Annotated in this window: 12 protein-coding genes and 1 tRNA gene; 5 read left to right on the top strand and 8 right to left on the bottom strand. The window is 41.7% G+C overall.

The genetic code is table 11. From position 1 onward, the window contains the following. Nucleotides 1-1323, bottom strand: a complete 1323-nt coding sequence (locus tag L7A31_RS12525; protein ID WP_237362047.1) for a capsule assembly Wzi family protein — start codon at nt 1321-1323, stop codon at nt 1-3. A gap of 943 nt (nt 1324-2266) precedes the next feature. Between L7A31_RS12525 and L7A31_RS12530 the strand changes: the two genes are divergently transcribed. The 5 genes from L7A31_RS12530 (at nt 2267) to L7A31_RS12550 (ending at nt 7130) form a co-directional block, all read left to right on the top strand. Next, nucleotides 2267-2524 (top strand): hypothetical protein, encoded by a 258-nt coding sequence (locus L7A31_RS12530; RefSeq protein ID WP_237362049.1) that lies wholly within the window; start codon nt 2267-2269, stop codon nt 2522-2524. A 70-nt stretch (nt 2525-2594) separates the two neighbouring features. Further along, on the top strand, nt 2595-3296 hold the full coding sequence (locus tag L7A31_RS12535) for a YjbF family lipoprotein (RefSeq protein WP_237362051.1): 702 nt from the start codon (nt 2595-2597) through the stop codon (nt 3294-3296). Further along, nucleotides 3293-4057 carry a capsule biosynthesis GfcC family protein gene (locus tag L7A31_RS12540; protein ID WP_237362053.1) on the top strand — a complete coding sequence of 255 codons (765 nt, stop codon included), beginning with the start codon at nt 3293-3295 and terminating at the stop codon, nt 4055-4057. Before L7A31_RS12535 ends, L7A31_RS12540 begins: the two co-directional genes overlap by 4 nt. Continuing rightward, the gene (locus L7A31_RS12545; RefSeq protein ID WP_237362055.1) at nt 4054-6246 is read left to right on the top strand and encodes a YjbH domain-containing protein; all 2193 of its coding nucleotides are present in this window, start codon (nt 4054-4056) and stop codon (nt 6244-6246) included. Before L7A31_RS12540 ends, L7A31_RS12545 begins: the two co-directional genes overlap by 4 nt. A gap of 242 nt (nt 6247-6488) precedes the next feature. Continuing rightward, nucleotides 6489-7130: a S1 family peptidase gene (locus L7A31_RS12550; RefSeq protein WP_237362057.1), complete on the top strand. Its 642-nt coding sequence runs from the start codon at nt 6489-6491 to the stop codon at nt 7128-7130. 41 nt (nt 7131-7171) lie between these two features. On the opposite strand, the gene L7A31_RS12555 is transcribed toward L7A31_RS12550, so the two are convergent. From L7A31_RS12555 to L7A31_RS12585, 7 genes are all read right to left on the bottom strand, one after another. After that, nucleotides 7172-7345 (bottom strand): DUF2986 domain-containing protein, encoded by a 174-nt coding sequence (locus L7A31_RS12555; protein WP_237362058.1) that lies wholly within the window; start codon nt 7343-7345, stop codon nt 7172-7174. Nucleotides 7346-7448: 103 nt separating this feature from the next. Beyond that, on the bottom strand, nt 7449-8858 hold the full coding sequence (nhaC, locus tag L7A31_RS12560) for a Na+/H+ antiporter NhaC (RefSeq protein ID WP_237362064.1): 1410 nt from the start codon (nt 8856-8858) through the stop codon (nt 7449-7451). A gap of 287 nt (nt 8859-9145) precedes the next feature. Beyond that, nucleotides 9146-9222: transfer RNA gene (locus L7A31_RS12565), tRNA-Val, on the bottom strand. Between the two features lie 30 nt (nt 9223-9252). Further along, nucleotides 9253-10194 carry a flagellar motor protein MotB gene (locus L7A31_RS12570; protein WP_237362066.1) on the bottom strand — a complete coding sequence of 314 codons (942 nt, stop codon included), beginning with the start codon at nt 10192-10194 and terminating at the stop codon, nt 9253-9255. Next, entirely contained in the window at nt 10184-11035 is an 852-nt protein-coding gene (motA, locus tag L7A31_RS12575; RefSeq protein WP_237362067.1) for a flagellar motor stator protein MotA, read from the bottom strand. The genes L7A31_RS12570 and motA overlap by 11 nt, the downstream gene beginning before the upstream one ends. An 8-nt stretch (nt 11036-11043) precedes the next feature. Continuing rightward, nucleotides 11044-11769 (bottom strand): RNA polymerase sigma factor FliA, encoded by a 726-nt coding sequence (fliA, locus tag L7A31_RS12580; RefSeq protein ID WP_237362068.1) that lies wholly within the window; start codon nt 11767-11769, stop codon nt 11044-11046. Between the two features lie 3 nt (nt 11770-11772). Further along, a complete protein-coding gene (locus tag L7A31_RS12585) occupies nt 11773-12210 on the bottom strand; it encodes a flagellar basal body-associated FliL family protein (protein WP_237362071.1) in 438 nt (145 codons plus the stop codon). Nucleotides 12211-12222: the final 12 nt, after the last annotated feature.

The raw sequence follows: 12222 nt of genomic DNA on the forward strand, positions 1-12222 counted from the left end.
CTACTCTGAAAAACGAAAGTCCCAGCCAATCCACATTGCCAAGCGATCACCATCGACTCGCTGTGTACGATAATCGCCTCCTAGGTGCAATCGTCCTTTCCATAGGGGGAGCTGATACTCCAAAGAAGTTTGATAGAACATCGAATCATTGATTGGACTAACTCGATGAACAAAAAGTTGTAATTGTTGATCATTGCTAAACAGAAGATAACCGCCTGCAGACCAAAGTGAATCTACGTTTTGGTCGTTGATAGATAAACTATCATTGACCATCAAATAAGGGTCATCAGAGCTCTCTGAGTAGTAAGAACCATGAAGCTTTTGTCGCTCTACAACAATGTGAGCCTGCTGCCCTAAAACAAACCAACTACTTTCCCAACCATATAGGTAACTGGAAAGTTCAGCTTGAGATTCAGTACTCGCTATCTGTCCATACAGCCCTTGGCTTACCTCTCCTACAGTAGGAAGTTGCAAACGCATATCTAGGCTAGTCTGACGTTTAGCACTTGCTTCATTGTCTGCGACAACATTTGGAAATTCTTCATAAGCTTTCTTATCAGAAGCCCCCCAATAACTTTGGAAAGAGCCACCGAGCTCTAGCCACTGCACGGGGCGGCTCATGACTCGTGTTCCCCATAAGTAATTGTTTGGCGAACCGGAATCTAACTTCCCTACCAGCGATATAATTGACCAATCACCCAAGGCCAGATTATTTAAACCAAAGCGAGAAATTGATACGGCAGGGATTGGATAACTATTTTGCGACCAAGTTAAACTAGACTGCCAACCTGGTCCCCACCATCGTTCTAGCTCACCGGCAGAAAAAGTGTATTGCCCTTGTGCCATCGCAATGTAACTTCCTTGGTAATTGAAATCCTTACTGCCATCAGCTTGCTTGGCATAGTTGGCATTTAAACGATATGAGTAGTTTGCGTCAGTCGACTCGTAGCTTGAATAGACACCCCACTCATCACGAGAAAAAGCGCCATATCCCAAATTGTATGGTCTTTGTGTACCACTCATCATTTTAAGATGTGAATTACCACGACCTAAACGTGCATCATTGTAAAAATGCTTAACGTAACGATAAGAAAGCTCTAGATAGGCTGGTAGCGTTGTTGGGTCGATCTGTTCTAGGTCGTCGCTAATCAATGCCCATTGTAGCGGAAACGTCGTGAGAGGGGCTTTAATATAACCAGCATCAGCTAGTTGCTGGAGATTCACCCTGAGCATGGAATTGTCTGGCTCAACCCAAGGTGTGGCTGTAGCGTACCATGATACGCTGATAAATAATCCAATCAGTATTGCTTTTGTAAAGCGCACCTGAAACCCTCAAAAATAGCAAAAACAACGCCTAAACAAACTAAGGCTAATCGTAAATCAAACAAAAACTGCTGTTTCAATGGGAGTCTCGGTGTATCACGAATGTCTATCATAATTTCACTTGATAAGCACACATTCGTGGAAACTTATAACATCAGACCTATACCTTTCACTTCACCAATTTAATTAACTAGTTGTTAATTAAATTAACAGTCGAAATAAGGTGTTGCCTAATTGTAAACTTACCTAACAAAAATTAAATCACACGATACTTATGTTTTTACTCAATTTTTCGCCGCGAATTATATATACCGCCTAGGCGATTACAACTAATGGAATCATTGTTTGCATAAATAACACCGCAAGATTAGTACTATTAAATAATTGATAGTTATATATTTAAAGACTTAAAAGAAGTAATACTGAAGCTAATCTAGGGCTAACTTTAGCACTATCTTGGTTGCTATTTACCCATCACGCTAAGTACTCTTCTTGCAAGTAAATATCGCCGTTATATTCACGTGATGAATCAGCTTAAATCAACATAGAGCCACAGCTAAACATGTGGTCTGTACATCGTGTCGATTCCAATTCCTAGTATCGCTGCCTGTTTTATTGGCCTGACGTTTCAGTACAGAATATAGGCAATATCTAATTCTATGATATAAATTTGTAGTAATACGTCACACTTCACACGCTCCTTATTAACCAATAATAGAGAGTGCAATTACAATACTTGTAGCCGTAATGGCTATAATATTATTTTTTAGAGCAACTAGATTTTCAATCTGATTGCCACAAAGGTTTTAGTTTTCAGGAAGCATACGTTTAAGCTGGACATTTATATTCAAATAGTTTACTTCTATTATTGAAAAAGGCTTATTTATTCGTTGTAAAATAAGCTCTTATCAAACCACACATTGTTCATTTAATGGAGTAAGACATGAGCAAATTAGTCACCTCAGTATTTTTATCTTTTCTTTTCACCTCTTCCGTATTTGCTGAAACGACAACTACAGCAACAACCGCTGCATCAACTGCATCTGGCGGAGCTGCAGGTAGTTCTGCTGCAACTGCAGCTGCAGTAGGCACAGTTTCACCAACAGCTATTACTGTTGTTGGCGCAGCCGTTGCCGGCGTTGCCGTTGCTGCAAGCAATGCTGGATCCGGTACATCAACGACCGTCACTGCGGCTAACTAACTAAGCACCTCTCAAAAGCAGCCGGCTAGCTCGGCTGTCATTTATCTCGCATCTTCATAGCTGTAACTATATGAATACATTCTTGCGCTCTACTTTGTTATCTATTTTATTGGCAGCTTCTGGCTGTACGCAAACTACTCAAGACTTATCCGACTCCTTTACATTGGCGATCGCTGGGCCGCAAAATAACCAAATATCGAAACAACAAATTGAAGAGATCCCTTATGCCAGTATTCTCGTCCAAAAAAAGGACACTCCACCAGCGTTACTGGTATTAGCTTGGGTTGAAGGTAACTCTGATTCTATAAGCAAACCGGCTTACATGAAATGGTTGTCAGCTAACAAGGAGCTATTCGTAACTCAATCTGGGCGCATTGTAAAAACTGTCAATTTACCTGAGAAGAACCTAGACCGTATCGAGTCCGAACTACCTGATCCTTTAACTTTAGGCCTAAATAAAAATACAACACCAAAAGACTGGTCATTCTTAATCAGTTGGTCACCTGACTACCACGAGCAATACCCAGCGACCTCTCATTTTGAGGTAAAACAAGTCGAGCCTAGAAAACTAATCAGTGGAACAAGAAACCTATTGCACGTTGTTGAATACGTTTCAATTCCTCTAATTAACCAAGAATTAGTCAATAATTACTGGCTCGACCCGAAATCAGGGGAAGTGGTTACAAGTATACAAACTCCAGCTCCCAATATGCCTTCATTCACTCTTACGACAGCAAAACCCTATATCAATAAAGAAGGTGACTCTCTATGAAAGTAACCTTGCGTTATTTATTACTACTTTGTATGTCTATTGTTTCTTTTTCGACTTTTTCTAAACAACTAACTACTAGTATCGACATCGTCATTAATGGTACGAGAGCTTTCACAGTCAAATACCCAAGCCACCCTAGACTAGACAAAGTCGTCATCGATGCTTTAGAGAAAAGCCATTTTGGTATTGAAGACATTAACTGGCTTTCTTCTGGGCTTTATGAGCAAAGTATTCCTGTTAAAAACGCTTCACAAGCAATACACAAACTTCTCCGATCAGCTGAAGGGAAAATGAATACCCAATGGAAAACATTAGATGAAAAGCTCCAGTCTATGCAGTTTTCTGATAGATACTCTGCTTCAATAGACCCTGACTTTACACGACTATCGATTGAGAACAATCCTCGCTTATTTGGTCATTACTCGCTCACATTAAATACAGTTCCCAGTCAAGTCACCATTTTGGGCAACGTGATTAAGCCAGGAGCATTGCCATGGGCCCCTAGAAAACCCATTCAACAATACCTAGAACAAGCTCAGCTTATAAATCCTGCTATTGGGAACATATGGGTAATTCAACCTGATGGAAAGATCTACCACCCTCCAGTCGGATATTGGAATTCAAAACCTTTTAATATTGCTCCCGGTGCCATTCTTTATATCCCGTTAGAAAATGCTGACTCAACAACAGCACAAAATCCTGAAGGCAAGAGCCTGAATAACATGATAGTAGAACTTTTAAGTAGTAATGTTTTCTCATGATGATAAAAACAGATTTCAAAACAAAGCTGACAAGAATAGTATTTTATTCCACCACATGCCTTCTTTCTGCCAATATCGCAGCCGATGAGTTCAGTCATCCAGTGATGACCTATTCGCAATCAGATTTTGGTGGCGTGGGCCTATTGCAAATGCCGACTGCCCGAATGAAACCAGAAGGAGAGTTTACTTTTGGTACAACATATAACAGCGAATATACACATTACACAGGGTCCCTTCAGCTATTTTCATGGCTAGAGTCCACTATCCGATATACCCAAGTTCACGATGTTCTTTATAGTAGTGACTCAAACTTTAGCGGTGATACAGACTATACCGACAAGTCAATTGACGTCAAATTAGGCCTGTTGAGCGAGAGTTATTGGCTACCCGAGTTATCTGTTGGAGCGCAAGACATCGGAGGCACTGGTTTATTTGATGGAGAATATGTTGTAGCCAATAAACGCTATAAAAATCTCGACTTTACCCTAGGGGTCGGTTGGGGCTACATCGGTAACAGCGCAAATCTTTCCGGCTCGAAATCCAACTCCAGTGATTGTGGCCGTAACACTAGTTATTCTGGAGACACTGGGACTGTAGATCTAAACCGTATGTTCACTGGATGTAGTGCTTTGTTTGGCGGAGTACAATACCAAACAGCCTACCAACCTCTTCAATTGAAACTAGAGTACGATGGCAACGACTATCAAAGTGACTTTCCGGTTACTAGTGGTAGTACCGATATGCCTTCATCTACACCGTGGAATTTTGGGCTAGTTTATTCACCAACAGATTGGGCAGTCTTGAGGGTTAGCTACGAGCGAGGCAATACACTTACCGCAGGTATTTCTCTTAAAACAAATCTTTCGACGCTTAAGCCAACTTGGGTTGATACACCTTCTCCAAATTACAAACCACAGCCAGCCAAAACGGAGCTTACAACCAGTGAATGGAAAAAGCTGAATAAAGACATTCAAGCAATTGCAGGCTACGAACAAACGACCTTGTATCAATCTGAGGCAGCAATAACACTAAAAGGCAAACCAACTAAGTATAGAAACTTAGATGAAGCCCACCAACGCGCATCTTACCTTATCGCAGACACAGGCCTAGAATCCGATAAGATAAACATCATAGACTCAAATGAACACTTGCCTTTGACCGAAACGACCATCCACACCGCTGCATTAAAGCGTGTCGCAGAGAACGACTACCCTGATTCAAAGTTTCAAGATTCAAGTGCAACTGCTAATCCTCAGCCGATTTTAGGAGAAGTCAAAACCCATTCTAACGATGACTGGAGTTTTGGCGTTGCTCCTGTATTGCAGCAGTCATTTGGTGGTTCAGAAGATTTCTACCTCTACGCAATTGGCGTTAACGCCAACTCAACCTATAACCTGACCAACAATTGGAAAATATCGAACACAATCTACGGTAACATATTGGATAATTACGATAAGTTTAACTACACAGTTCCACCTGATGGTACTGACCTCAAGCGCGTTCGTACTTTATCTCGCCAATATTATGACAAAACGATAAGGATCGATAACTTACAGCTGACCTACTTTAGCCACTACGGAAACTCTATCTATAGTCAAATATATACTGGTTATTTAGAGACCATGTTTGCCGGAACGGGCACAGAATGGCTCTATAGGCCAATAGACAGCAATTGGGCACTAGGTAGTGATATCAATTATGTTATCCAACGTGATCCTGACACAGTGCTAGGGCTTTTCTCACAAGAGAGGCACTATGATGCGCAGACAGGGCGATACTACAATGTACAGACTGGTGTTGCTACAGGGCATGCTACCATGTATTGGGAGCCAAAGTTCTGGCAAGCTATCGACAATACTTTGGTGAAATTTAGTGCTGGTCGTTACCTTTCTGGGGATGTCGGCGTAACGTTAGATTTTTCAAAACAGTTTGATAGTGGAATCATTGCGGGAGCCTTTGTTACCAAAACAAACCTGTCTGCCGATGAATACGGTGAAGGTAGTTATACAAAAGGTTTCTATATTTCAATACCGCTAGATTTACTCACTGTGCGGCCTAGTCGTGAGCGTGCAAATATATCTTGGTTACCATTACAAAGAGATGGTGGCCAGATGTTAAACAAGAAATATGACCTCTATTCCATCACAGACATGCGCTCCCCTTGGTATACTCGAACTATCAAAGAGTAAGTGAATTATAAGCACTCACTTTCTGAAGCTAGGGCACAGTTGATACTGCTGCCCTATTTTTTTTGCATATAACTCAACACACATGCTCACACATCTGAGCTTTTGCAATAAAAATATGATCATCTAATCTCACCCAGCAGTGCAGGTCGCTCATTGTCGTCTAATATAAAATAAGAATTTACGTAAACTCTCTTCGCTGCTAACCAGTTAACAAGGCCCTTTGATGCGGCTGAGGGCTTTCTATGTACTCGTTCAAAATAATACTAACACTGTCAGCAATATTTCTTCTAAATGGCTGTGCCAGCAGCAATGGCAAAACGTTGCAAGCTGACAACCACCCAACCGTAGACTATGAATTCATTGGTGTACCAGTACTTTTCTTCGGCAATGGTACGAGCGTCCCCCTATCAAAAGATCTGAGTATCACCGCAGCCCATGTAGCAAAATTAGGTTACGACAAAGTTGTTGCCTACCACCCCGCTTGCGACATCGCAATAATTACTACTGATAACACTCCTTTAGAGATTCCTTTTGCTGGTGAAGTGTTTTCTGGAGAGAAGGTGACGACATTTGGCATGGACATATTTGGAGATGTGCTTACCAGCCAAGGAATATATCATCGAGATTTAAATTTTATTAACGACAGGGACTACACTAGCTGCCCTGCGAGTATTATGGATGCGCCGATTCAGGCTGGGATGAGCGGCGGTGGTGTATACAACACTAAAAACCAGCTTGTGGGAATAATTACAGCCATCGCAAGCAAAAAAGACACGCATTTACTAAATGGCGAACCGCTGAATATAGAGCGACTCAGCATTTTTGTTTCTATGCTCTACTTAAAACCTTGGATTGACACCACAATACAAAGTTACTACAAATGATTTGGAACTACACAAACAAAGAAAGTCGCACCTTTGGTTGCTTAAGCGTCACCTTCAGAAACAATGCACGTATCTTCAGTTTGTGCTTGCTCTAATGCCATTTTCTCTCGCTCGGCTTTGGAGATATATTTGGGCTTATTGCTTTTATGTAACTTAGCATTCTTCTTTTTTTGTTTGCTCTTAAGGATCTGGTTGATCTTCTTTTTTCTATTCATATTGATTGCTCCACACATCATCAATAAACAATGGCCACGGAGCATATAGCGTTTTATTAGAAAGCGCAAATCAAGCCGCTTAGCTAATTTTAAGTCTACTTGGTTACAACTTGCTCATGCTGAGCTTTGGACTTGTTTTGAAAAGTGCAACGCCAAGATAAGCAAACACTATCGCCAGAAGTGGGTTAATCCAGTTTAACAGTGCCCAAGGTGCATAATCGAAGACATTAACTCCTAAAGCAGAAGCAAAGAAAGCGCCTCCAGTTGTCCACGGAATCAATGCCGTCGTCAACGTTGCCCCTTCTTCTAAAGAACGCGACATTACAGAGCGATCGATATTATGCTCATCATAAGTATCACCAAACAACTGACCTCCTAAGACTATTGACATGTATGCTTCGCCCATACTCATATTACCGACGAAGCACGAAATGATAGTAGCAACTACAAGGCTAGCACCGCGTTTTACACTACGAAGAATCCGCGTAATTATTACGTGTAAGAAACCGAAATTACTCAGTATTCCACCAAGCGCTAGAGCCATTAAAGCCAATGAAAGCGTCCACATCATTGAAGATATGCCACCGCGACTAAATAGAGAATTTAAAGATTCCACACCCGTTTTGAATGTTCCACCATCGTATAAAGCACTCAAAACAGCCGTAACATGAGCTCCTTGCAAAGTGATCGCTACAATCACCGCCACTATTGCTGTACAAAACATCGAAACTTCAGCACTCACTTTCTTAAAGCTCAATACCAGCATCACAACAAGAGGTAGCAAACAAAGAGGGTTAATAGTAAAGGTGCGGCTAATTCCCAACAGCATGGTCTGTAGCTCTTGAGCAGGTAATACTACTTGGGCGTATTTTTGTCCAACAATTGCAAATATAGTGAAGGAAATAATGTAACTAGGACCAGACGTATAAAGCATGCTCTTAATATGCTTATATAAATCCGTATTTGACGCCATTGCAGCCAAGTTCGTTGTATCAGAGACCGGAGACATTTTGTCACCAAAACATGCTCCAGACACTACCGCACCAGCAACCATTGGCGATGGAATACCAATCAGATTGCCAATTCCCATAAGCACCACACCTGCTGTCCCCACTGTGCCCCAACTAGTACCTGTAGCAAGTGACATAAAGGTGCAAAGCAGCATACTGGCAGGAAGGAAAATACTAGGAGAAATAATCTCGATACCATAATAAATAAGAGCGCCAACCGTGCCACTTTGTATCAACGAAGCAATGAGAACACCAATCAATATAAAGATGTAAATAGCTGGCAATGCTCCGCTAATACCGCTGTTCATTGCTTCACGAATTGACTTGAATCCATTTTCACTTAACTTCCAAGCGCTGAGGCCTGCAATCAGTAGGCAAATTAACAATAAACTATGCAGGCTTGTGTGGAGATAAAACACCCCGATACCAATAACAGCAACAATGGAAACAAAGGTGAAGAGAGACTGCTGAAAGCTCGGGTTTGGTCTAGAATTACTTTTCACAACTTGCCTATATTCTTTTTAAATCATTACTTTATCTGGTTACTGAACGTAACTTATCAGCTATAACACCTTCTATCCATACTAACTTCATAATGAGGCTGATGGATCACGGAGTTTCAAGATAAAGCTTAAATTATCGTCGGTACTTCTCAGTAAAATACCGAGATACGAATTGAATTGAGTACATTGAGCTTCCCAAAAAGATTTAATTAGGGGAAACAAAGAATATTTAAAAGGACTCCAGATACAACAAAGCCAAGCTAAATGCTTGGCTTTGTTGTCAAATTTGGTGGGTCCGGGCGAACTCGAATCGCCGACCCCCGCCATGTCAAGGCGATACTCTAACCAACTGAGCTACGGACCCAAATTTTTGTTCTTTTGCATAAGTATGCACTTACAATAGTGCTTTACGTTTCAAGACTGCCACATCAGTTACTGGCTGGTTTTCAGAGGCGTACTGTTCCGCTTTTTTGAAAGACTTAGGCTGCTGAGAGACCAGATTTGGCGCACTAAACATGCTCATCATTGTCTGACTGGCAGATTTGGTTAGTACTAAAATATCAACTCTACGATTAGTACCGCTACTCGGATCGTTCGGGTCAGCTAAATCTTTGTCCGACATCCCCACAACTTGCAAAACTTGCTTGTTAGGTAAACCGTTAAACTCCAACGTACGAAGTGCAGACAATGCCCGCTCAGTGGAGAGGTGCCAATTGTTCCCCTTTTCTGGTAAAAAGTGCATCGAATCTGTATGACCAGAAATTACCAATTTATTCGGCACTGATGCCAAAATTGGAGCCAGTTTTAAAAGAAGGTCTACGAAATAAGGCGTAAGTTGAGCACTCCCCTTTTTGAACATCACGTGATTCTGGCTATTTGTAAGCTCGATCTTTAACCCTTCAGGTACAACTTGCAAAAACATGTTCTTACCAAAGTTATGTTTATGCATAATTTTTTGCAGCTGGGAAGAAAGAATTTGTACCGACCCTCCATGTGTGGGCCCATACAAGATGGGTTGCATACCTTGTACCCTATTAACCTTGGTCTCTCTTTCTCCACCATTTTGTGCTGCTGGTTCAGGGGCACCATGTAAATCTATCGGGTAGGGGCTATTAGGGTGTTTGAAAACAGCAACCTGGTGAAAATAGTTGGCTATACTCACTAACTGCTGGGGAGTCGAAAAGCTCATGATCCATAACACCAAAAACAGACATAACAGAGACATAGCAAAGTCAGCAAATGCAATTTTCCAAGCACCTCCATGATGACTATTGCGATTGTTGCGGCTAGCTCGCCGTACAACAATTACGCTATCATTTTTGAAGTTACTGTCCATTCAACTCGTTCTCCATATCAATGAAGCTGGGTTTGAGTTCGCTATATAAGGAGCGCCGGCCAGCATCAACCGCCAACATAGGTGGCTTACCAGAGTTGAAGGCAACGAGCGCACTTTTAATCACATCTAGTGCCATCACCTCTTTGCAAATCTCATTCTCTATCGCTCTCGCTAGTGGCGATGCAAAACCATAGCTAAGGAAGATACCAAGAAAGGTGCCCGTTAGTGCCGACGCTACATGAATACCGATTTGCACCAAGCTCCCATCGATACTACCCATAGTGACAATAATCCCCATCACTGCAGCCAATATACCAAAGCCAGGAAGCGCATCAGCCAGGTTTAACAGTGCATCAGGTGTGCGATTTAAGTCTTGATGAATGCCTTCAATCTCTTCTTCCAACATCGTGGCCATCTCATGAGGCGGGATTTTTTGAATCATCATCAATCGCAATGTATCACTGATCAAGTGGATTAAGCGTGGTTGACTGATAACCAGAGGATAGTCGCGAAATAGTATACTACCTTCTGGCTTATCAATATCATCCTCCATTCCCTTTAACCCTTTTGAACTCGCTGCGTTAAAAAGATGAAAAAGAAGTTGCAGTAACTGCTGATAAAACTCCGGGCTATATTGGCTACCATGAAACAGTCTTTGTATAAATTGCCCAATACCTTTGAATACAGCGAAAGGTTGTGAAATTGCTAAAAAACCAATTGCTGCGCCACCGATAATGATAAATTCTGACGGTTGATACAGAGCATGTAGCGGGCCATCTTCCATATAGAATCCACCTAGTACACTTAGGAAGATGAGTAAGAAGCCAAGTAATTTAAACATAGAATCCTCTAATTATACTCTTGCCACACTGATCGAAGCCGCAATAGCGCTTGTTTATGAAGTTGACATGCTCTTGCACGGCCTACTTCGAATATTTGCGCAATTTCACTTAAATTTAGGTCAAGGTTGTAATGGAAATGGAGCAACATCTGTTCTCTTTCCGGCAACAACTGCAACGCTTTTACTAAATTCTGTTTTTCCTGCTGGCTGCTAAGCTGCTCTATCAACGGGTCTAAACTTTCTGGCTGTTCTTGCTCGAACATTTCAGGCACAAAGCTCATCAATTGGCTGGCCTGAATATCATTCAGAATACGATGGTATTCATCGAGTGAAATCAAAAGTTCATTCGCAACTTGTTGCTCACTAGGCGGCTGACCATCTCGGCTACTCAATTGCGCTATCGTGTCACGAATTTGCTGTACACGTTTTTGTAATGGACGTGGTCGCCAATCATTGCGCCTGAGTTCATCGATAATTGCGCCACGTATGCGTAAGCTAGCAAAACGTTCAAATTGTTCACTTTGCAAAGTATCTATACGTGTAACAGCTTCCCACAGGCCCATTAGACCAGCTTGCTCCATATCCTCCCTTGGAATCGGTTGGCCTACTTGATTGACTACTCGGGATGTGATCCGTTTTACCAATGGCAAGTATTGATGTACTAGTTGTTCGGGTGACTTACAGCTCAGTTCACTATACGCGCTGAGCGCTTCCTGATGGACAGTGGAATACATGAATTACTCGAGTACGTATTTGGTGATTAACAGATCACTAATCGATTCTTGTCCAGTTTTTTGCTGCATAATGGTCCTAATTTCTTTTAGTGCGGCCAAACGAAACTTCGCCTCATTGGCACTGTTCGCAAGATATTTAAATGGGTAGTGACTAATAAAACTAATTAAGTTACTTCGTAAAAAAGGTTGATATGCTTGAAGCTGCTTTTCTTCTCTGACGTTATGAGTGACCACGGTTAGGTCCACTTCAAAGTAGTGAATTTCACCTTGTTGCATTAAGCTAACCACTAAAGGCTTTACCTCTTGATATAGGGGTTTCGGATGCTTGTTCGCGATAACATTAGTTTGCGTTGCTGCCTGATAAAGATATAGACCCGCAGTGCCGATAACGACTCCAACCGCTAAGGAGGCAATTAAGCCAATGAAATTTTTCTTCTGCATAAAGTCACTCAT

The sequence above is a fragment of the Vibrio marisflavi CECT 7928 genome, from assembly GCF_921294215.1.
Taxonomy (GTDB): domain Bacteria; phylum Pseudomonadota; class Gammaproteobacteria; order Enterobacterales; family Vibrionaceae; genus Vibrio; species Vibrio marisflavi.

Excerpts from the sequence above, each read along its gene's own strand:
- L7A31_RS12530 (WP_237362049.1), top strand. The coding sequence starts at position 2,267 with ATGAGCAAATTAGTCACCTCAGTATTTTTATCTTTTCTTTTCACCTCT.
- L7A31_RS12535 (WP_237362051.1), top strand. The coding sequence starts at position 2,595 with ATGAATACATTCTTGCGCTCTACTTTGTTATCTATTTTATTGGCAGCT.
- L7A31_RS12540 (WP_237362053.1), top strand. The coding sequence starts at position 3,293 with ATGAAAGTAACCTTGCGTTATTTATTACTACTTTGTATGTCTATTGTT.
- L7A31_RS12545 (WP_237362055.1), top strand. The coding sequence starts at position 4,054 with ATGATGATAAAAACAGATTTCAAAACAAAGCTGACAAGAATAGTATTT.
- L7A31_RS12550 (WP_237362057.1), top strand. The coding sequence starts at position 6,489 with ATGTACTCGTTCAAAATAATACTAACACTGTCAGCAATATTTCTTCTA.
- L7A31_RS12555 (WP_237362058.1), bottom strand. The coding sequence starts at position 7,345 with ATGAATAGAAAAAAGAAGATCAACCAGATCCTTAAGAGCAAACAAAAA.
- L7A31_RS12570 (WP_237362066.1), bottom strand. The coding sequence starts at position 10,194 with ATGGACAGTAACTTCAAAAATGATAGCGTAATTGTTGTACGGCGAGCT.
- motA (WP_237362067.1), bottom strand. The coding sequence starts at position 11,035 with ATGTTTAAATTACTTGGCTTCTTACTCATCTTCCTAAGTGTACTAGGT.
- fliA (WP_237362068.1), bottom strand. The coding sequence starts at position 11,769 with ATGTATTCCACTGTCCATCAGGAAGCGCTCAGCGCGTATAGTGAACTG.
- L7A31_RS12585 (WP_237362071.1), bottom strand. The coding sequence starts at position 12,210 with ATGCAGAAGAAAAATTTCATTGGCTTAATTGCCTCCTTAGCGGTTGGA.